Here is a 19,701-nt window from a genome sequence, read left to right on the forward strand (position 1 = left end):
TCACCGCCCGGCCTTCGTGAGCAGCGCCGTGTGCGCCGCCGCCACGTCGCGGGCCACCGTCTCCTCGTCGACGGTGACCACCACCCCGTTCTCGACCACCACCCGCCCGTGCACGAGGAGCCGTTCGAGGGGCGGCCGGTCGCCCAGAACCAACGCGGCGACGGGGTCGGTGATGCCCGCGTGGGCGGCGCCGTCGATGCGCCACAGCGCCAGGTCGGCCACCTTGCCCACCTCGAGCGACCCGATCTCGTTCTCACGGCCGAGGACTCGCGCACCGCCGATGGTGGCGAGCTCGAGACTCTCCCTCACCGTCATCGCCCGCGGGCCACCCCGCGCCCGCGCGAACAGTGCAGCGTGGTGCGCCTCCTCGAGCATGCTGCAGGACTCGTTGCTGGCGGCACCGTCGACCCCGAGCCCCAGGGGAACCCGCGCGTCGATCAGATCGCGCGCTCGGGCGATGCCGGCGCCCAGCCGCGCGTTGGACGTGGGGCAGTGGGCCGCCCCGGTTCCGGTGGCCGCCATGGTCGCGATCGCGGCGTCGTCGAGATGCACGGCGTGCGCGTACCAGACATCGTTGCCGACCCAGCCGACCGATTCCATGTACTGCACCGGCGTCATGCCGAACTTGCTGCGGCAGAACTCCTCCTCGTCCAGCGTCTCGGCGAGGTGTGTGTGCAACCGGACGCCGAGCTCGCGCGCCAGCGTCGCCGATTCGCGGAGGAGGTCGCCGGTGACGGAGAACGGCGAGCACGGTGCGAGAGCGATGCGCAGCATCGATCCGAAGGACGAGTCGTGCCAACGGTCGACCGCGGCGCTGCTCGCGGCCAGGATCGCATCGAGCGACTCCACGACGTTGTCCGGTGGCAGGCCACCCTTACTGTGTCCCAGGTCCATCGATCCGCGCGTCGGGTGGAACCGCAGACCGACCGTCCTCGCGGCGTCGATCTCGGCGCCCAACACGTCGCCGCCGTCGTGGGGGAAGACGTAGAGGTGGTCGGTGGTGGTGGTGCATCCGGTCGCGGCCAACCGGGCGAGCCCACCCGTCGCCGCGACGCGGACCGAGTCGGCGTCGATGCCGGCCCACACGGGATACAACGTCGTCAACCACTCGAAGAGCGTCGAGTCGGCCGCCAGACCGCGGGTGATCCACTGATAGAGATGGTGGTGCGTGTTCACCAGACCGGGAGTCAGGACGCAACCGCGGCCGTCGATGACGGTGATCTCCGGACCGTCGGGACGCGGCGGCGGTGTCCCGTCGCCGAGCGCCGCGATGAGCCCGTCCTCGATCAGGACCCAGCCCGCCGCCCACTCGGAGCGGGCGGGATCCACGGTGATCACGTGGGCGTCCGTGATGAGAATGGGGTCCGGCACGTCGTACTCCTGTCCTCGCTGTGCCACCGAGTCAACACCGTGACGGCGACCCGCGCAGGGCGCGCGCCGACGAAATGTGGCCGAAACGAGCGCCGCCTACTGTCGGATCCTCCAACGACGATGCGGGCAGGTGAACGGGTGTGCTGATCCAGGACGTGCTCGACGTACCGGAGCTCGCGCTGCGGCGCCTCGTCGGCACCGACGATCAACTCGGTAGGTCCGTGCGGTGGGCCTTCGCGACCGATCTGCCGGATCCGTCGCGCTACATCGTGGGCGGTGAGCTGGTCGTCACCGGCATGGTGTGGCGCCGCGCGCCGGAGGACAGCGATGCCTTCGTGGCGTCGGTCGTCGCGGCGGGCGCTGTGGCGCTCGCGGCGGGCGACGAAGTGTTCGGGTCCGTTCCCGACGACGTGGTGCGTGCGTGCGAGAAGTACTCGCTACCGCTGCTGGCAGTGCCGTCGGCGGTGGCGTTCGCGGACGTCATCGAGGCCGTCACCAGCCGGGTGACCGGCGATCGGGTTGCGCGCCTGTCCGCCAGTCTGGCCCGCCAGCACCGATTGCTCACCGCGGTCACCGAGGGACGCGCGCTCGCCGACCTCACACACGAGACGGCGCGGGACACCGGCGTGACCTGCCGAATCATCACCGCGGTGGGCCGGTCCGTGGTGTCCGGCGAGCCGCTGACCACGGAGGTGGTGGACGCTCTCGTCCGCACTGCGGCGCAGAGTCTTCCGTGCCGCGTGGTCACGGGGAGCACGGTGCGATCCGTGCTGCCCGTCGGATCGAGTTTCGGTCACCGCGCGACTGCGTGGTATCTCGTCGTGGACGGTGACCACGAGTGCATGGACGGGCAGATTCTCGATGCGCTCGGTCAGCTGGCGAGCATCGCGGCCCTCGATCGCGTGCGCGTCGACGACGGCGCGCGGGTGCTGCGCACCATGGCCGACCGCGCGGCCGAACTCATCGTCGACGGATCCGGAGAGCAGGCGCTGGAACGCATTCGTCAGATCGGCGTCGACGTGACAGGAGACGTCGTCGCGCTGGCCGCCACCGCGGATCTGCCTGTCGAGGTCCTGGCCGCGGTGCTCACCGACGCGGTGCGGGAATCGGTCGACGGTGCGGTGAGTGTGGGAGTCACCGGCGGGGACCTCGTGATCGGCGTCGTCGGGCTACCTCCCGGTCGGACGTCCACCCGCATGGCCGCCGATCTCGCCCTTGCACTGCGTCGACTCGAGGACACCGTGACCGGACGGATCGCCGTGGGCGTGGGTACGGCGGTGGAGGCCGCGGCCCTCGTCGGCTGTGTGCGGTCGGCACAGCATGCACGCGAAGTCGCGGCGGCGTCGGCCGACCGCATCGCGGTGCGGACCAGCGCGGACACCGGGTCGGCCGCCGTCCTGCTCTCGGTGGTCCCGGACGGACTGCGCGCCGCCTACGCCCGACGGGTGCTCGGCGCGGTGCTCGACCACGACAGCCGGACCGACGCGGGACTGCTGGACACGCTGCGGGCGTACCTGCACCACGACGGTTCGTGGAGTCGCACGGCCGACGCGCTGCACGTGCACGTCAACACGGTGCGGTACCGCATCGGACGGGTGGAGGCGCTGACGGACCGAGACCTGGGGACGACGGAGGACCGCACCGACGTCTTCGTCGCCTTGGCCGTGCTGGGGCCTCAGCCGACGACGCTGTAACCCCGCCAGGCGGATCCCGCGTCGGGGGCGTCCTCGCGTTCGACGGTCGCCTGGATGAGCCCGTACGGACGGTCGTCGGCGTGGAAGACCTCGCCGTTGTTCTCGACGCCGAACCGGTCTAGGTCGTACAGGAAGTGGTGCTTGTTCGGTGCGCTCATCCGGAGCTCCGCGATGAACGGGAATGCCTCCAGCGCAGCGCGTCCCATCGCGAACAATGTCTGCTGCAACGCGAGCGACTGGAGTGCGGCGAACTGCTCGATCATCACCGCCTTGACGCCGGCGTACACCTCGTCCCACGCCACGTCGGTGGTGGTGTAGCGCCACCGCGCCTCGAGTGAGGTGGCCATGACGCGATCATGAGTCGGGGCGAGCACGGTGTAGGAGTCCTCGAGGAAGCCGGCGAACTCGGACCCCGTCGACTTCAAGATGATCAGATCCTTGAAACCTGCCGTGACCCAAGTCTTCTGCTCCGATCCGGTGCCGGCGACGGTGACCGAGGCGACCCGCGTCTCCTGGCCCTTGCGCACCCACGTGTGATCGTGGGGGCGGCCGTCCACGGTGACACGCTCCCACGCGTACTCCTCGAGTTCGATCCGCGCCTCCGTCACCGGCTCGACGTCGTCGACGAAATGCCGTGCCAGATCGAGGCCGTACGACTCGAGATGCAGCAGGCCCTTCTCCTTCGCGTAGGCGTACGCGGTCTGCTTCTGGGTGTCCGTCGGCAGGACCGCGCCCTGGTCACCGACGAGATGGGCGGCGGAGAAGTCGCCCCGCAGTGCCGACGACACGGAGATGTCCCGGATCTCGTGGCGGGCGGTGTCGCGATAGATCCGCACCACCCGGTTCTCGGCCTTGCCGTACTGGTTTGCTCCCAGGACGATGTTCCCGGTCAGGTCGGTCATGGCGTCAGCTTCCTCGATAGGTGGAGTACGCGAACGGGGACAGCAACAGCGGAACATGGTGGTGCGCATCGACGTCGAGGACGGTGAAGGTGATGGACACCTCGGGGTAGAAGGTCTGCGTCCCGGACTGTTCGAAGTACGCGGCGGTGTCGAACACCAGTGTGTAGACACCGGCAACAGCGTCGTCGGGCAGCAGTTCCTTGGCGCGGCCCTCCTCGTCGGTGATGCCGGTGGTGACCACGTCGCCGTGCTCGTCGACCACCGCCAGACCCACCCCCGTCGCCGGGGCCCCGTGCACCGCGTCGAGGACGTGGGTGCTGACACTCACTGTTCGGTCCGCTCGGACAGCATGCGGGTCAACCTGATTCGATTGATCTTCGCCAGTTCGGTTCTCATCACGCGCCTCTCCGTCTCCGGATCGTTGTCGAGCCTCTCGGTGAGGATAGCGAGAAGCTCCGTCGCCGGGCGGCCGGTCGCACACACCAGGTAGACGTGGCCGAACTTCTCCTCGTAGGTCCGATTCCCCGCCGCGAGCGCGTCCTTGACGCCCTGGTCCGCCTCGCTCACGGCCGCTTGCTCGCGCTGCGACGACGAGCCGGCGGTCACCGAGGCGCCGATACGTGGATGACCGTCGAGTGCGCGGTCGATCTCCGTCTCGGACAGTTCCGCCAACTCGCTGTCGGCGCGTTCCAGGAGGGCCTCGGCGCTGTCGAAGGGGCGACCGGCGGCCACCCGGCGCGCCCAGATGGACGACGAGCAGCACTCGAACAAGGCGTGCATCGCGGCGCGATCGGACAGCCGATTGAATCCGTCGAGCCCGAGTGCTTCGTGCAGGAACACGAGCGTTCCCTTCTGTGGTGGGGATCAGGACAGGTCGTTCAGTCTGCCGAAACGCGCCGCGGCGATGGGATTCGCATCGGCGACCAGGTCGTCGAACCGGTGGTTCGCGATCTTCGCGACCTCGATCATGGCGAACGACCGCTCCGCACCCGGGGAGTTCTCCATCCGCGACCACCCGTTGGCGAGCACCCGGTCGTAGTGCTCGGTCTCGGCCGCGCAGATGACGAGGGGGAAGCCGAAATGATCCCGGTAGGCGGTGGCCAGGTCGACGACCGAGCGGTGCTCCTCGTCGCCGAGGTGCGCGAGCGAGACGTGGTCCTTGGCGAACGCGGTGCCGGTGTCGTCCTCGCTGCCCAGATCGGGGAAGGCGCTGATCAGCTCGACCTGCTCCTCCGTGGTGCCTGCGAGCAGGGAATCCTGGAACGCCTCCCGCAGTGCATGAGCATCCGCGTAGGGACGTTGCTCGTACGCGCGGCGCACCACCCAGTCGGATCCCTGCACCACGTCGCCGAACGTCGTCGAGAACTCGTCGAGGCTCATCTCGTTGACGGCGTCGAGAGTGATGGAGTCGCCGGGGGAGCCGGCGACCGTCGCCCCGCGCGAGCCGCCCACATGGAAGAACAGGATGTTGAGCACGATCGCGGTGAACGCACCCAGCACGATGCCGCTCGAGAACAGCAGCTCGAGCCAGCTCGGGACACCCTCCGAGACGGTCGGCTGGATCGTGACCAGCAGGGCGAGACCGAGACTGGTCGCGACGATGATGAGGTTGCGGTGATCGGTGAAGTCCACCTTCGACAGGGTCTGGATGCCCACGACCGCCACGGTGGCGAAGAGCGCCAACGCGGCGCCGCCCAGGACGGGCGACGGAATGGACGCGACCACCGCCGCCGTCTTCGGCAGCAGGCCCAGGATGATCATGATGGCACCGGCGGCGGCGACCACCCAGCGGCTGCGCACGCGAGTCAGCCGCACCAGACCCACGTTCTCCGAGAAGGCCGTGTACGGGAACGAGTTGAAGGAACCACCGATGACCGTGGCCACGCCGTCGGCACGCAGGGTGGCAGCGATGTCGTCCTTCGTGATCCGCTTGCCGACGATCTCACCCGTGGCGAAGACGCTGCCCGTCGACTCGACAGCCGTGATCATCAGGACCACGATCATCGAGATGATGGCGATGACACTGAACTTGGGCGCGCCGAACAGGAACGGCTGCGTGAACCCTACCCACGACGCCTCGGAGACACCGTCGAACGTCATGTCGCCCAACACGTACGCGGTGGCGCTGCCGATGACGAGTCCCAGCAGCACGGCGATGGTGGCGGTGAAGCCGCGGAAGAATCGCTGGATCAGCACGATGATCACCAGGGTCCCGATCGCGTAGGCCATCCAGCGACCGTTCGTCGGATCCTGCTCGTGCGTCGCAGGATTGGTGACGGCGTCGTTGACGGCCACCGGCAGCAGGGCGATACCGATGATGGCGATGACCGTTCCGGTCACCACCGGCGGGAAGAACCTCAGCAGCCTGCTGAACCACGGGGCGATGAGGAACGTGAACAGGCCCGCCACGATGACGGCGCCGTACACGTACAGCAGCCCCTCGGTTCCGCCGCCGTTCGCCATCGCGATCGCGATGACCGGGCTGACACCGGCGAAGGTGACGCCCTGCAGGAGCGGCAGCTTCACACCGATCTTCCGGAAGCCGACCGCCTGGATGATCGAGGCGATGCCACACGTGAAGAGGTCGGCGTTGATCAGGTGGATCAACTGCTCGTTGGTGAGCCCGATGGCCCCACCGATGATGATCGGGACCAGCACCGCCCCGGCGTAGAAGGCGACGACGTGCTGGAACCCGTAGGCCGCCAGCTTGTGGGCGGGGAGAACCTCGTCGACGGGGTGACGCCGCGTGACGGCGGAGCGAACAGTCATGAGTGGACCTGGTTCCAGGCGAGGGCCGAAAAGGCCTGAGGCGGTGCCCTGCGACGGTGCAGGGCGGCGAGTGACCGGCGTGCGGTGCGATCAGACTCCGCCATGCGGAGCCACCCCGCCAGTCGAGACCGCACAAAGTCGGGGCACCGGTCCGCGCTGGTCGTTGGGTGATCCGCCAACAGGTGGTGAAGAGTGAGGGGCGATGAGCAACCACTATCACCACCTGGTGTTCGGATCCTCGGCGCTGGCGCGGCAGCGCGAGAAGGGCAGCTACACGGCCTACGGTGCGCAGACGGAACGCGGTGACGACGGACCCGACGCACTCGACGGCCGCGAGAAGGTGATCATCCGCGCCGCGGACCAGTTCTACCTGTCGACGGTCACCGAGACCGGATGGCCCTACGTCCAGTACCGCAGCGGGCCGGCCGGGTTCCTGCAGGTGCTCGACGACCGCACACTCGCGTTCGCCGACTTCGCCGGGAACAACCAGTACGTGACCGCCGGCAATCTCGACGCGAACGATCGCGTGGCGCTGATCGTCGTGGACTACCCGCGCCGCCAGCGCGTGAAGATCTACGGCCGCGCGACGGTGGTCGAGGGGAGTGCGGACCCGGCGTTGCTCGAGCGACTCCGGCAGGTACCCGGCGGCACCGTCGAATCGCGGTGCGAACGCAGCGTCGTGATCTCCGTCGAAGCGATCGACTGGAACTGCACCCGCAGCATCATCCCGCGCTACGACCAGGACTACGTGAGCAGGATGGGGGCGCTGTACGAGCGCGACGCCGCGGCGCGGGAGAAGGTGCTGCTCGACCGCATCGCCGAGCTGGAGGCGTGGCTGGAGTAGGCGTGCACGGGGTGTTCCACTCGCGGGCGCTGGGGGCGGGTTCCCGCGCGTGGGTGCAAGAAGTGGGTCGTGGCGCCCGGGAGGTGCTCGACGCGCACTGGCGCCGGGGTCGTCGCCCGTGCAGGGTGGTCGCATGACGACGGTCGGCGTGGTGCTCGCGGCGGGTGCGGGCACCCGGTACGGCGCCCCCAAGATCCTGTCGCAGGACGGGCTCTGGTTGGACCTGGCGGTGCGGGCGCTGCGCGATGGCGGGTGCGACGAGGTCCTGGTCGTCGTGGGTGCCGCGGCGCCGGAGATGCCTTCCGGCGCGCGGGCCGTGGTGAACGAGGAGTGGCGCACCGGTATGGGCAGCTCGGTGCAGGTGGGCCTGCAGGCATGTGAGACGACCGACGCCGACCTCGCGGTGCTGCACCTGGTGGACACCCCCGACATCGGCGCCGAGGTGGTGGGGCGGGTTCTCGACCACGCCATGAGCACCGGAATCGCGCGGGCCACTTTCGACGACACTCCCGGTCACCCCGTGGTGCTCGCGCGTCGGTGGTGGGCGCAGGTGGCGGAGGCGGCGACCGGGGATCAGGGCGCCCGGACCTTTCTCCGCGGCAACCCCGACGTGATCACCGTCGAGTGCGGGGACCTCGCGACGGGTCGAGATCACGATCGCCCGAGCCCCTGACGGTTACGCGAGAGCCAGGCTGGGCACAGGACAGTCATGCCGATGAGTTCGTCCGAAGGTAAGTCCTGGACCCGCGACCGTGTCCACGCCCTGGGGTCCGAGCGACCCGTCTCCGTGCTCGACATCGGACCGGGGGTGGGGACCTACGCGAAACTGCTTGCAGGACCGCAGCTCTCCCGCATCACCGGTGTCGAGATCTGGGAGCCGTACGTCGAGACCTATCGCCTCCACGAGTACTACGACGAGATCATTCTCGGAGACGCGCGCAAGGTCGACCTTCCGACGGCGGACGTGGTGATCATCGGCGACGTGGCGGAGCACATGACGGAGGCCGACGCGGTGGCGCTGTGGGCCAAGTGCTGTGCGGCCGCGACGCGGGCGGCGTACCTGTCCATCCCGATCGTCCACTACCCGCAGCACGAGATCGAGGGCAATCCGCACGAGATCCACGTCGACGAGGACTGGAATCACGAGCGCGTGCTGTCGTCCTTCGAGGGCATCGGCGCCTGGGAACTCGGATCCGAGGTCGGCGTCTACGAGCGACTGCTCGCCTGAGACCGGAGAAGCCTGCCCAGTTCCTCGAGATCGTCGACGACGAACTCCCAGTCGTCGGTGGGTTCGGACTCGGTCTGCTGCGTCCCGTGCTCGTGCGGGCGGCGCACGAAGGCGGTCTGTAGTCCGCATCCGCGGGCGGCGGCGAGATCGTCGTTGTGGGTCGCGACCATCAGGCACTGGCCGGGAGCGAGATCGAGCAACTCGGCAGTCCGTAGGTACGACTCGGGGGTCGGCTTGTAGGCCTGCACCACCTCGGCGCCCAGGACGGCGTCCCAGGGGATGCCGGCACGCTTGGCCATGTCGAGGAGCAACGACACGTTGCCGTTGGACAGGGGCGCCACGATGACGGACTCGCGGACGGCTGCGATACCGGCGACCGAGTCCGGCCACGGTGGCAACCGGTGCCACGCCAGAGTCAGATCGTCGACCGCCTCGGTGGGGAGCATGTGCTCCGCCAACAGTTCCACGAGACTCTCGCGGTGCAGCACGTCGAGCTTGGTGAAGGGGCGGTCACCGGTCCGGATCGGTTGCATCGAGGGCTGATAGCTCGCGCGCCACCGATCCGCGAAGCCGCCCGGATCGACGTCGTCGCGTTCGGGGGCGTACTCGTCCAGCCACCGCCGCACCTCGTCGGCGATACCGCCGCGCCAGTCGACGACGGTGCCGAACACGTCGAAGAGAGCGGCGCGGACCGCCGTCACGACACGTACCCGTGCGAGCAGGGAGACGGGAACGCCCGCCCTCGTCGATCGGTTCTCACGTGCGGACTGTCGTCGGCCATGAGAGGAGCGTAACGGGGGCGGGCGTCCGGCCGGCTCACTTCAGTTCTGCGAGAACAGTTCCCTGGGTGATGGCGGAGCCGGGCTCGACGGAGAGGCCGGTGACGACACCGTCCTTGTGGGCGGTGACGGGGTTCTCCATCTTCATGGCTTCGAGGACGGCGATGAGGTCGCCGGCGACGACTTCCTGGCCCTCGGTGACGGCCACCTTGACGACGGTGCCCTGCATCGGCGCGGTGACGGCGTCACCGGAGGCGGCGTTGCCGCCGGCACCACCGCGGGTGCGGGGCTTGGGCTTGCGGCGGATGACGTTGCCACCGGCAGCAGCATTGCCGCCGAGCGAGAACTGGCCGGGCAGGGAGACCTCGACGCGGCGGCCGCCGACCTCGACGACGACGTTCTGTCGGGGCCCGTTCTCGTCGTCCTCGATGGGGGCGCCGGCGGTGAACGGTTCGACGGTGTTGTCCCACTCGGTCTCGATCCACCGGGTGTGGACGTCGAAGGATTGACCGTCGCCGATGAAGGCGGGGTCGGAGACGACGGCGCGGTGGAACGGGATGACGGTGGCGAGGCCTTCGACCGTGAATTCTTCGAGGGCGCGGCGGGAGCGGGCGAGGGCTTCCTCGCGGGTGGCGCCGGTGACGATGAGCTTGGCGAGCATGGAGTCGAACTGGCCGCCGATGACGGAGCCGGACTCGACACCGGAGTCGACGCGCACGCCGGGGCCCTCGGGGGCGATGAAGGTGGTGACCGGTCCGGGAGCAGGGAGGAAGCCGCGGCCGGCGTCCTCGCCGTTGATGCGGAACTCGAAGGAGTGTCCGCGTGGGGTCGGATCCTCGGTGATGGACAGGGCGTCGCCGTTGGCGATGCGGAACTGCTGCAGCACGAGGTCGATGCCGGAGGTCTCCTCGGTGACGGGGTGTTCGACCTGCAGGCGGGTGTTGACCTCGAGGAAGGAGACGAGTCCGTCCTGGCCGACGAGGTACTCGACGGTGCCGGCGCCGTAGTAGCCGGCTTCCTTGCAGATGGCCTTGGCGGAGGCGTGGATCTCGGCGCGCTGGTCGTCGGTGAGGAACGGTGCGGGGGCTTCCTCGACGAGCTTCTGGAAGCGGCGCTGCAGGGAGCAGTCGCGGGTTCCGGCGACGACGACGTTGCCGTGCTGGTCGGCGATGACCTGCGCTTCGACGTGGCGGGGCTTGTCGAGGTAGCGCTCGACGAAGCACTCGCCGCGGCCGAAGGCGGAGACGGCTTCGCGGGTGGCGGAGTCGAAGAGCTCGGGGATCTCCTCGCGGGTGCGGGCGACCTTCATGCCGCGTCCGCCGCCGCCGAAGGCGGCCTTGATGGCAATGGGGAGGCCGTGCTCGTCGGCGAAGGCGAGGATCTCGTCGGCGTCCTTGACGGGCTCACTGGTGCCGGGGACCGAGGGGGCCTTGGCGCGGGTGGCGATGTGGCGGGCGGTGACCTTGTCGCCGAGGTCGCGGATGGACTGCGGGGACGGTCCGATCCAGATCAGGCCGGCGTCGAGGACGGCCTGGGCGAAGTCGGCGTTCTCGGAGAGGAAGCCGTAGCCGGGGTGGATCGCGTCGGCGCCGGACTTGGCGGCGGCGTCGATGATCTTGTCGATCGCGAGGTAGGACTCGGCGGAGGTCTGACCGCCGAGGGCGAAGGCTTCGTCGGCGAGGCGGACGAAGGGCGCGTCGGCGTCGGGTTCGGCGTAGACCGCGACGGAGGTGTAGCCGGCGTCGGCCGCTGCGCGGATGACACGTACCGCTATCTCACCGCGGTTCGCGACGAGAACCTTGCTGATGCGGGCAGTGGCGTGGCTGGGCACGAAGCCTCCTGTGAGGTCGGGTGGGCCGTCGCGTGGAGTCGCTCCGGCGGACGAGCACGGGCCTTCGCCCGCGCCATCGGTTGGTCATCCTAGTTTCGGAGTGTAGGGGTGAGGTCACTCCGGGCCCGCACGAGGTGTGTCCCGGTGGTCACGACGTCGCTGAGCACGGTCCGCAGTTCGGCCACGAACCGATGGACGGCGGCGGTGGCGACCTCGCTGCTGGGGAACCGGGCCGAGATGTTGACACCCTGCGGAGTGCGATGCACCCACAGGTAGACGTCGTGGTCGTACTTCCGGCTACGCAGCGCACGCGCGTTGACATCGGGCCACGTCCGCGCGTCGGGTGCGAAGCGCACATCCATGAAGGAGACGACGAAACGCGGGGTGTCGCGCAGATCGATCGCCTCGGCGACGAGATCGAGGGGAACGCGCGAGATCGGACGGGTGCGCGCGATCTCGGCTCCCGCACGGACGATGACCTCGGCGAACGGTTCGCCGTCCGCGACGTCGAACGCGAGGGGAGCCACGCCGACGAACCAGCCGAGCGACGCGGCCCACGAGGGGTCGTGACGGGTGTGCATCGGGGTGACCGTACGGAAACGCCCCGCACCGGACACGGCAGCCGCCGCAGCGCCCATCGAGGCCATGAGGCCTGCGGAGAAGCCCGGACCGGCGCGGCGGCACGCCACGGTGAACGCGTCCGCCTCCTCGGGCGAGAGGACCCACGCGGACAGTCCGGCCTGCGGGATCGGCACCTCCGGGACGGGTCCGATGTCGAGCGGGAAGGACGGGAATCGTCCCCCGTCCTCGGCGAGGAAGTTCGCCCACTCCACGGCGGCGTCGTGCGTCCGGTCGACCCCGCTGCAGAGGGTGCGCTCGAGTTCGCCGAAATCGAGGTAACTGCCGGTGGGGAAGAGCCCTGCCGGGGCGCCGGTGGTCTCCTGCTCGTAGAGGCGGGTGAGTTCGTGCGCGATGAGCACGATGGACAGCCCGTCGATGATCGAATGATCGGCCGCGAAGAACACGGTGAAGTGGTCCGGTGCCGCGTCGCCGCCTGAGTGTCCGGTGGGTTCGAGAGTGACGAACGCGTACGACGGCCACACCAGCGGCGACGTGTACTCGTCGAACAGGTGCTGCAGGTGCTCGTACACCTCACCGGCCTGCGTGCACGCGTCCTGCTGGATGACCCAGATGTCGGTGGCACCGACCGGGGCCGTCACGCGCGAGAGCACGCCCGTGTCGGGGTCGACAGTGGCGTTCGACCGCATGCCCTCGTGCCGGTCGATCCATGCCAGGACCGCGCGGCGGAACGCGGCGGTGTCGAGCGGGCCCGCGATGTCGAACGCGGTGCCGAGCCACGACTCGCGACCGGCGGACGGCCTGGCCAGGGTGCGACGCAGGTGCGCCTCGTGCACGTAGGAGGTGGGCCGATCGTCGGGCAGCCACCCCGCGTCCTCCGGCGTCGATGCGTGCGGACCGACACTCGGGATCCATTCGGTGAGGGTGCCTGCCGGAATCGGGTAGTCGACCAGTTCGGTGAACTCCACGATTCGGCTGTCCTTCCACACCGGCGCGGCGCCCCGTCCGGACGTCGCTCTCGGTACCTCAGTCTACCGCCGAGAGCGACATTGTCCGAACAAAGCGGCGAGTCAGGACCGCAGGTGCTGTTTGACGCGGCTGAGCATCGCCGACATCCCGCGCAGCCGTAGCGGACTCACGGCCGCCGCGAGTCCCAGCTCGGTGTAGAAGTCGTCCGGGACGTCGAGGATGTCGTCGGCGGGAAGCCCGTCGAGCCCCTGCGCCAGGATCGACGCGAAGCCGCGCGTGGTCGGTGCCTCCGGCGGGGCGCTGAAGTACAGGCGCACCGCAGACCGGTCGGACGAGTCCACCGACAGGAACAGCGGTGACTGGCACTCCGGGACGGGCTCCATCGCGGCCTGCTCGAGACCTGCGGGCAGGGCCGGCAGCTCCTTGCTGAACTCGAGCAGCATCGTGATCTTGTCCTGGCCCTCGACGGCCGCGAAGTCGTCGACGATCTCGGCCAGCGGCGCGGGCAGTGTTCCGCTCACTGCAGGGCTCCGGGCTCCTCGCCGCGCGCGATCGGTGTGCGCACGGCGTTGCCCCACTCGGTCCAGGAACCGTCGTAGTTCCGGACGTTCTCGTACCCGAGCAGATGCGTCAGCACGAACCACGTGTGCGACGACCGCTCGCCGATGCGGCAGTATGCGATGACGTCGGCATCGGAGGACACGTCCCCGTAGACCTCGTCGAGCTCGGTGCGGGACTTGAACCGGCCGTCGGGTGCCGCAGCCTTCGCCCACGGGATGCTCAGCGCGGTCGGGATGTGGCCACCGCGCAGCGCGCCCTCGTCGGGGTAGTCGGGCATGTGGGTGCGCTCGCCGGTGTACTCGGCGGGGGACCGCACATCGACCAGCGGGCCGGATCCGAGGTGTGCGAGGACGTCGTCCTTGAACGCACGGATGGCGGCGTCGTCGCGCTCGACGACGGGGTAGTCCGCCCCGGAGACGTCGGGGACGTCGAGTGTGGTGTCGCGGTTCTCGGCGAGCCAGGCGTCGCGTCCGCCGTCGAGCAGTCGGACGTCCTCGTGGCCGAACAGGGTGAAGACCCACAGCGCGTACGCGGCCCACCAGTTGCTCTTGTCGCCGTAGATGACGACCGTGTCGTCGCGCGAGATGCCCTTGCGGTTCATCAGGTCCGCGAACTTCTCGCCGTCGACGTAGTCGCGCGTGACGGGATCGTTGAGGTCGAGGTGCCAGTCGATCTTGACCGCGCCGGGGATGTGGCCGACGTCGTAGAGGAGCACGTCCTCGTCGGACTCGACGACCTTGAGTCCGGGTGTGCCGATGTTGGCGGAGAGCCACTGCGTCGTGACGAGTCGTTCGGGGTGCGCGAACGACGCGAAGGCGGGGTGGGGATCTGGCGCGACGGACACGTGCGTCTCCTGAGGTTGTCAGACGGGGGGTCGAACTGGTTGTGCGTGACCACACGATCCTAGGGCGCGCGTCGGGACGGCGTCAGACGCTGGTGTCGTCGATCCCGTCACGACGCGTCTCGGCGCCCTCCCAGAGATCGGCGACACCGACGCCCACCTCGGCGAGCAACCGGCGTACCAGCGGCAGGCCGATGCCGATGACCGACGACGGGTCGCCCTCGATGCCGTCGACGAACCAGCCACCGAGACCGTCGAGGGTGAACGCGCCCGCGACGGCGAGCGGCTCGCCCGAGCGGAGGTAGGCCTCGAGATCCCGCTCGGACGGCGAGGAGAAGTGCACCGTCGTCCCGCAGTGGGCCGCGCTGCGTGCGGTCACCCGGCCGTCGTCGAGCCGCAGGACGCAGTGACCGGTGAGCAGATCGCCGCTCGCACCGGCCATGACCGTCCAGCGTTCGCGCGCGACGGCGACGTCCCGTGGTTTCCCCACGAGGTCACCGGCGATCGACAGCATGGAGTCGCACCCCACGACGACGACGATGCCCGTCGACAGGTCCGGATCGTGGGCGAGAGCATCCGCGATCACCGTCGCCTTGGCCGCGGCCAGTTCGGTGACCACCACCTCGTGCGGGGCGTCGGGTGGCAGCGCTGCCGCGACTGCGTCTTCGTCGACGTCGGATACCCGGACGATCGGATCGACTCCGGCCGCCCGCAACACGGCGAGGCGTGCGGGCGATCGCGACGCGAGTACGAACCGGACCGTCACCGCGGTCCGGTGACCCCGGTGGTGAACGAGTAGGGCGAGAACGCCGTGCCCGGGCGGTGCATGGTGGACGGACGACCCCAGTGATCGAGCACGGGGATCTCGGCCGGCCCTGCGTCGGCTGCGGACAGCACGGCCACGAGTGCGGCGATCTCCTCGTCGGTCGGATGTCCCGACTCGACGCGCAGGAAGGGTGCCGAGGGGGCGGTCTCGTCCGCTCCGGACTCGGTCCGGTCGTCGGCTGATGTCACGAAGCGTCTCCTCCAGGTGCAGGTGTTCCTCGACTCTAGGGGACGGTGACCGGCGCGTCGGTCGCGGTCCGGGTGTCCACCGCGAATTGCAGGGCGGCATCGCGCGGGCGGGCGACGAGGGCGAGGTGGTCCGCGACGGCGGCCACGAAGGTCTCGATCGTGGATCGGGCGGTCGAGTTGTCCGGGAATCGGCTCCGGAGTGCGAGGCCGTCCGCAGTGCGGGAGATCCAGAACTGCGCGTCGTCGGAGACGGTGACGTTGGAGATGTGGTGGGCGTCGATGCTGCGCAGCAGGTCGTGTCCGGGGGCCGACCGGTAGTCGACGTAGGACACCATGAAGACGTCCTTGCGCGGGCGCCGGAGTCCGCCCGCGGCCTCGACCACGCGGGCGATGGGGACCTCGCCCAGCGCGACCGCGCGCCGCACCGCCGGTCCGGTCGAGCGGATCGTGGCCCGGAGGTCGTTCTCGGTGACGACGTCGAGCGGCGCGTTGGTGACGAACCAGCCGACCGACGACCGCCACGCCGCGGATCGGCGGGTGTGCAACGGGAAGAGCAGGGGCACCGTTGCTCCACCGCCGAGGTCTCGCACCGCGTGCGCCATCGCGGCGAGAACACCGGCGTACAGGCTGGCGCCGTCCGCTCGGCACCCGGTCTCCGCCGCGTCGGCCTCGCGTGCGGTGAGCAGAGCGTCGACGCGGACCGCGCACCGGTCCGTGCGCCCGTGCGGGACTCCGAGATCGAGAGGGAACTGCGGCGGAGCGCCGTCGCCTGCGCGCAGGAAGTCGACCCACGTGCGGAGCCGGTTGTCCTCGAGATCGATCGGCGTGCCCGCCGACTCGGCTGCGCAGTAGTCGACGAAGTCGCCCGGATCCGGTGCGGTCTCCGGCTCGTCGAGATAGCCCCGACGGACGTCGTCGATGACGACCGCCAGTGAATAGGCGTCGACGTGCGCGTGATCGAAACCGCACACGACCGTGGAGACGTCCGGACGATCGACGGCGAGGAACGTGTACGCCGGTGCGGAGAAGGGCGCGCATGCGGTGTCGAGAGCGGAGCGCACGACGCGGTGCGCCTCCGGGACGGACGGGACCGCGATGTCGGGTTCTCGTCGGAGGGTGAGTGCACCCTGCGGGTGGATCACGCGCGACGGTCCGGTGTCCGACCGGACGAAGCCGGTCCGGAGTGAACCGTGGCGTGCGACCAGCCGCTCGAGTGAACGCTCCAGGGCGGCGGTGTCCAGCGACCCGGGGACATCGAACGATGCTGCGAGCCAGGTACTCCCGTCGTCGACATCGGCGAGGTGTGCACTCTGGTTGAACGACGGCGGGACCGTCGACGGGACGGGTTCGGCGTCGGAACGCACGATCCACTGCAGGACGACGCCGGGGCGCGGGGCCCAGGCGTCCACTCCGATCACGTGCACGCGCCACCACCGACGACTCGGTTCCCGTCCCGCGCGATCGTCTGCAGAACCTCCCGCAGATGCTGGTGATAGCGCGCCACCTGCCGTTGCGCCTCGGGGGTGGCGGGAGTCTGCGACCCGAGGTAGAAGTGGCGATCGTCCCGGTTGAACCACATGGACGCGTTCGCGGTGCGGCCCTCGCCGGTGAACAGGATCGCGTCGTCGTCGGCCTCGGAGCCGTGCCCGGGGAACCAGCGGAAATCGATGTAGGACAACAGGTGTGGACTCGATGCCAGTCCGGCGCCGCCGACGCCGGACTCGAAGAGCAGCTGCAGCACCTTCCCGATCGGCGCTGCCGCGGTGGCCTTCGTGCGGGCGTACGCCTCGCTCGCCCGACCGATGAGGGTGCGGAAGTCCCCGGCGCTCGCCACGGGGAACGTCACGGGCGCGAAGTTGCAGAACCAGCCCTGAGACAGGGCGAAGTCGCCGAGGTGGCGGGTGCCGAGCACGGTGATGCCGGCGTAGTCGTCCCGGCCCGCGAGCTCGTGGTCGGTGATCGCGACCGCGGCGAACAGCCCGGTGACGAACTTCCCACCCGCCGCCCGGCACGCGGCGTCGAAGGCCGCGGTGTCCTCCGCGCCCAGCAGGTCCATCTCGATCGGCTCCACGGGGGCTGTCTCACCCGGGGCGAGTCCGAGGTCGAGTGGGAAGGACGGCATCGCGCCGCCGTGGGCTCGCACGACGTCGATCCACTCGGCCAGCTCGGGGGAGTCGGCGTCGACTGCCGCGGCCTTCTCGTTCTCGATCGCGACGTGATCGAGGAAGCTCCCGGTCCACGCCGAGATGTCGGTGGGTGCACGGTTCGACTGCGCCGCGCGATAGAGATCGATCAACTCCGCCAGGACCAGGACCTGCGAGGCGCCGTCCGAGAACGCGTGGTCCGCACCGTAGTAGAGCGTGAAGCCGCCCGGGCGCGCCACCGCCCCGAACGCCACAGCGGGCCAACTCAGGGGTGTGGCGTCCCGCGAGAGCCGATCGCGCACGTAGTCGAGGAACTGGTCGGGTGCCGAGAACTCGCCCGCGGTGACGGTCCGCAGGCGCACGGCGGCAGGGGGAACGCGGCGCCGCACGACCGCGCCGCCGTCCGCCTCGAACCACGTCTGCAGTCCCTCGTGGCGGAGGAGGAACTGCTCGAAGGCGCGGGTGAGCGCGTCGACGTCGAGATCCCCGACGACCTCGGTCGCGGACCCGAGGTACGCGGTGTGCGTGCCTCCCCGGTCCGCCACCGCGCGCACACCACGGACGTGGTTCTCCTGCAGGAACGACGGCGGGGTGGGATCGACCGGTGCGGACTCGACGAGCGGCCGCGCGTCGTCGACGGGATGCCACTCGAGCAGCGCGCCGGGTGCGGGTTTCCAGTTGCGCATCGCCGTGATGATCATGCGAGCACCGTCCTGTCCGCCCCGCTCTCGACGACGACGCCGGCGGATTCGCGCAACACCTCCTGGAATCGGGCGAGGTACGCGTGCACGTTGCGGACCGCCTCCTCATGGCCGGGGAAGCGCGCCGCGATGCTGATGCCGAGAGGCGTGCGGAGGATCCAGAAGTAGACCTCGTCGCGGGAGGCGGTGGCGCTGCGGAGCGTGCGCGTGTTCCACAGCGGCCACGACTCGGCATCGGGGGTGTGGCGCAGATCGAGGTAGGACACCACGAACTGCGGGACGGAGTCGACGTTCAGCAGCCGCGCGACACGCGAGTACGGCTGGCGTGCATAGCCCTTGACGGCATCGAGGCCGGCGGCGGCACGACGCACGGCATCGTCCACGTCCGAGGTGGGGTCGACGTGGACGTCGACCGGAACCACTCCGACGTACCAGCCGACCGATTCGGCGTACTGGGGTTCGAAGCGCGTGTGCATGGGCATCGTCACGCGCAGTCGACGTTCACCGGCGAGGTCTCGAGAGGTGAGCGCGAGCGCCCCGACCATGGCCGCGGTCATGGACGCGCCACGTCCGCGGGTGCGTGCGGCGAGCGCGTCGGTGTCCGCCGCACCCAGCAGGTATCGGGACAGACTGCTCTGTCGCTCGGGACCGTGTTCGTCGTCGGCGCCGACCGGGAGGGGGAACGAGGGGAAGCTGCCGTCGGTGAGGAAGGACGACCAGGTGCGGACCACCTCGTGGTCGGGAGTCAGGCAGTCGCCGGTCTTTCGGTCGACGACGCTGAAGTCGAGATGACTGCCGATCGCCGTCAGCCGTGGGTCGCGCGCGTGGATCTCGAACTCGTACAACCGACGGAGTTCGCTGACGGCCAACAACATCGAGTACGCGTCCATGACGGAGTGATCGGCGCCGAAGACCAGGAGGAACCGGTCCGTCTCGTCGTCCGCCGAATCCGACGAACTCGGGACGATGTCCTCGACCGTGGCCACCACGCAGTGCGGCCACCGGAACGGCGAGAGGGTGCGCGCGAAGAAGTCCGAGACGTCGGCGTGCACATCGGATCCCGTGCGCCGACGCCCGAGCACACGCGGAACCACGTCCACTGCGTCCTGCGGGACGGTGGAGCGGGTGAGACGAGCGCCGCCGTCGGCGTCGACGCCGTCCGTCGCGACGGTGGAGCGGAAGGTCTCGTGGCGAGAGGTCCAGGCGCGCAGGGCCCGACGCAGCGCCTCGGGGTCGTACCGGTCGTGGATCTCGAACACCGCGCCGATCCAGGCTGCACCGATGTCGTCCGACGACCCGGTGGCGGCTCTCGCGAGGCTGTGGCGGCAGTGTTCCTCGTGCGTGTAGGCCAGTGGCCGCTCGTCCCGATACCAGCGGTCGGTCGCGGTGACGGTGGGGATCCACTCGGTCACCACGCCCCGGGGGAGCGGGTGATCGGCGAGCTCTGTGAATTCCATCTTCGGTCTCACGTCCG

General features: G+C 69.7%; 19 protein-coding genes. 4 read left to right on the forward strand and 15 right to left on the reverse strand.

Translation table 11 applies throughout. The features are described 5' to 3' along the window. On the reverse strand, window positions 1-1,371 hold the full coding sequence (locus HQ325_RS09305; RefSeq protein WP_222628268.1) for an 8-oxoguanine deaminase: 1,371 nt from the start codon (window positions 1,369-1,371) through the stop codon (window positions 1-3). A 140-nt stretch (window positions 1,372-1,511) separates the two neighbouring features. Between HQ325_RS09305 and HQ325_RS09310 the strand changes: the two genes are divergently transcribed. Further along, the gene (locus tag HQ325_RS09310) at window positions 1,512-3,065 is read left to right on the forward strand and encodes a PucR family transcriptional regulator ligand-binding domain-containing protein (protein ID WP_222628269.1); all 1,554 of its coding nucleotides are present in this window, start codon (window positions 1,512-1,514) and stop codon (window positions 3,063-3,065) included. On the opposite strand, the gene pucL is transcribed toward HQ325_RS09310, so the two are convergent. From pucL to HQ325_RS09330, 4 genes are read right to left on the reverse strand one after another with little or no spacing between them, the layout of a single operon-like run. Continuing rightward, window positions 3,047-3,967 carry a factor-independent urate hydroxylase gene (gene pucL, locus HQ325_RS09315; RefSeq protein WP_222628270.1) on the reverse strand — a complete coding sequence of 307 codons (921 nt, stop codon included), beginning with the start codon at window positions 3,965-3,967 and terminating at the stop codon, window positions 3,047-3,049. The two genes, HQ325_RS09310 and pucL, sit on opposite strands and share 19 nt — an antisense overlap. Window positions 3,968-3,971: 4 nt before the next feature. Then, window positions 3,972-4,295, reverse strand: a complete 324-nt coding sequence (gene uraH, locus HQ325_RS09320; protein WP_222628271.1) for a hydroxyisourate hydrolase — start codon at window positions 4,293-4,295, stop codon at window positions 3,972-3,974. Then, window positions 4,292-4,801, reverse strand: coding sequence for a 2-oxo-4-hydroxy-4-carboxy-5-ureidoimidazoline decarboxylase (uraD, locus tag HQ325_RS09325; protein WP_222629140.1), 510 nt, complete (start codon window positions 4,799-4,801; stop codon window positions 4,292-4,294). Before uraD ends, uraH begins: the two co-directional genes overlap by 4 nt. Window positions 4,802-4,831: 30 nt before the next feature. After that, on the reverse strand, window positions 4,832-6,736 hold the full coding sequence (locus HQ325_RS09330) for a solute carrier family 23 protein (protein ID WP_222628276.1): 1,905 nt from the start codon (window positions 6,734-6,736) through the stop codon (window positions 4,832-4,834). A 202-nt stretch (window positions 6,737-6,938) separates the two neighbouring features. Between HQ325_RS09330 and HQ325_RS09335 the strand changes: the two genes are divergently transcribed. The 3 genes from HQ325_RS09335 to HQ325_RS09345 all read left to right on the forward strand — a co-directional run bounded on the left by HQ325_RS09335 (window position 6,939) and on the right by HQ325_RS09345 (window position 8,808). Then, window positions 6,939-7,580 carry a pyridoxamine 5'-phosphate oxidase family protein gene (locus tag HQ325_RS09335; protein ID WP_222628277.1) on the forward strand — a complete coding sequence of 214 codons (642 nt, stop codon included), beginning with the start codon at window positions 6,939-6,941 and terminating at the stop codon, window positions 7,578-7,580. Between the two features lie 133 nt (window positions 7,581-7,713). Continuing rightward, window positions 7,714-8,253, forward strand: coding sequence for an NTP transferase domain-containing protein (locus tag HQ325_RS09340; RefSeq protein ID WP_222628278.1), 540 nt, complete (start codon window positions 7,714-7,716; stop codon window positions 8,251-8,253). Window positions 8,254-8,295: 42 nt separating this feature from the next. Continuing rightward, window positions 8,296-8,808, forward strand: coding sequence for a bifunctional 2-polyprenyl-6-hydroxyphenol methylase/3-demethylubiquinol 3-O-methyltransferase UbiG (locus HQ325_RS09345; RefSeq protein WP_222628279.1), 513 nt, complete (start codon window positions 8,296-8,298; stop codon window positions 8,806-8,808). Here the strand turns inward: HQ325_RS09345 and HQ325_RS09350 are convergent. From HQ325_RS09350 to HQ325_RS09395, 10 genes are all read right to left on the reverse strand, one after another. Continuing rightward, window positions 8,787-9,509 carry a haloacid dehalogenase type II gene (locus HQ325_RS09350; RefSeq protein WP_222628280.1) on the reverse strand — a complete coding sequence of 241 codons (723 nt, stop codon included), beginning with the start codon at window positions 9,507-9,509 and terminating at the stop codon, window positions 8,787-8,789. The two genes, HQ325_RS09345 and HQ325_RS09350, sit on opposite strands and share 22 nt — an antisense overlap. Before the next feature lie 115 nt (window positions 9,510-9,624). Continuing rightward, window positions 9,625-11,418 carry an acetyl/propionyl/methylcrotonyl-CoA carboxylase subunit alpha gene (locus HQ325_RS09355; protein ID WP_222628281.1) on the reverse strand — a complete coding sequence of 598 codons (1,794 nt, stop codon included), beginning with the start codon at window positions 11,416-11,418 and terminating at the stop codon, window positions 9,625-9,627. Between the two features lie 89 nt (window positions 11,419-11,507). Continuing rightward, entirely contained in the window at window positions 11,508-12,965 is a 1,458-nt protein-coding gene (locus HQ325_RS09360; protein WP_222628283.1) for a condensation domain-containing protein, read from the reverse strand. 102 nt (window positions 12,966-13,067) lie between these two features. Beyond that, window positions 13,068-13,487, reverse strand: a complete 420-nt coding sequence (locus HQ325_RS09365) for a SufE family protein (protein WP_037186768.1) — start codon at window positions 13,485-13,487, stop codon at window positions 13,068-13,070. Further along, entirely contained in the window at window positions 13,484-14,371 is an 888-nt protein-coding gene (locus HQ325_RS09370) for a sulfurtransferase (RefSeq protein ID WP_222628286.1), read from the reverse strand. The genes HQ325_RS09365 and HQ325_RS09370 overlap by 4 nt, the downstream gene beginning before the upstream one ends. Before the next feature lie 82 nt (window positions 14,372-14,453). Further along, window positions 14,454-15,134 carry a nucleoside triphosphate pyrophosphatase gene (locus HQ325_RS09375; protein WP_222628289.1) on the reverse strand — a complete coding sequence of 227 codons (681 nt, stop codon included), beginning with the start codon at window positions 15,132-15,134 and terminating at the stop codon, window positions 14,454-14,456. Next, window positions 15,131-15,382: an acyl-CoA carboxylase subunit epsilon gene (locus HQ325_RS09380; RefSeq protein ID WP_222628291.1), complete on the reverse strand. Its 252-nt coding sequence runs from the start codon at window positions 15,380-15,382 to the stop codon at window positions 15,131-15,133. The genes HQ325_RS09375 and HQ325_RS09380 overlap by 4 nt, the downstream gene beginning before the upstream one ends. Before the next feature lie 35 nt (window positions 15,383-15,417). Further along, complete coding sequence (locus HQ325_RS09385) at window positions 15,418-16,806, reverse strand: condensation domain-containing protein (RefSeq protein WP_222628294.1); 1,389 nt, start codon at window positions 16,804-16,806, stop codon at window positions 15,418-15,420. Continuing rightward, a complete protein-coding gene (locus HQ325_RS09390; RefSeq protein WP_222628297.1) occupies window positions 16,797-18,227 on the reverse strand; it encodes a condensation domain-containing protein in 1,431 nt (476 codons plus the stop codon). Before HQ325_RS09390 ends, HQ325_RS09385 begins: the two co-directional genes overlap by 10 nt. Then, a complete protein-coding gene (locus tag HQ325_RS09395; protein ID WP_222628300.1) occupies window positions 18,224-19,684 on the reverse strand; it encodes a condensation domain-containing protein in 1,461 nt (486 codons plus the stop codon). The genes HQ325_RS09390 and HQ325_RS09395 overlap by 4 nt, the downstream gene beginning before the upstream one ends. Between the last annotated feature and the right edge of the window lie 17 nt (window positions 19,685-19,701).

This window comes from Rhodococcus sp. BP-349 (assembly GCF_019835845.1).
Classification (GTDB): Bacteria; Actinomycetota; Actinomycetes; order Mycobacteriales; family Mycobacteriaceae; genus Rhodococcoides.

What these genes read in the sequence shown, in the direction of transcription:
- pucL (WP_222628270.1), bottom strand. Translation starts at nt 3,967, where the DNA reads ATGACCGACCTGACCGGGAACATCGTCCTGGGAGCAAACCAGTACGGC.
- HQ325_RS09330 (WP_222628276.1), bottom strand. Translation starts at nt 6,736, where the DNA reads ATGACTGTTCGCTCCGCCGTCACGCGGCGTCACCCCGTCGACGAGGTT.
- HQ325_RS09335 (WP_222628277.1), top strand. Translation starts at nt 6,939, where the DNA reads ATGAGCAACCACTATCACCACCTGGTGTTCGGATCCTCGGCGCTGGCG.
- HQ325_RS09340 (WP_222628278.1), top strand. Translation starts at nt 7,714, where the DNA reads ATGACGACGGTCGGCGTGGTGCTCGCGGCGGGTGCGGGCACCCGGTAC.
- HQ325_RS09345 (WP_222628279.1), top strand. Translation starts at nt 8,296, where the DNA reads ATGAGTTCGTCCGAAGGTAAGTCCTGGACCCGCGACCGTGTCCACGCC.
- HQ325_RS09390 (WP_222628297.1), bottom strand. Translation starts at nt 18,227, where the DNA reads ATGATCATCACGGCGATGCGCAACTGGAAACCCGCACCCGGCGCGCTG.
- HQ325_RS09395 (WP_222628300.1), bottom strand. Translation starts at nt 19,684, where the DNA reads ATGGAATTCACAGAGCTCGCCGATCACCCGCTCCCCCGGGGCGTGGTG.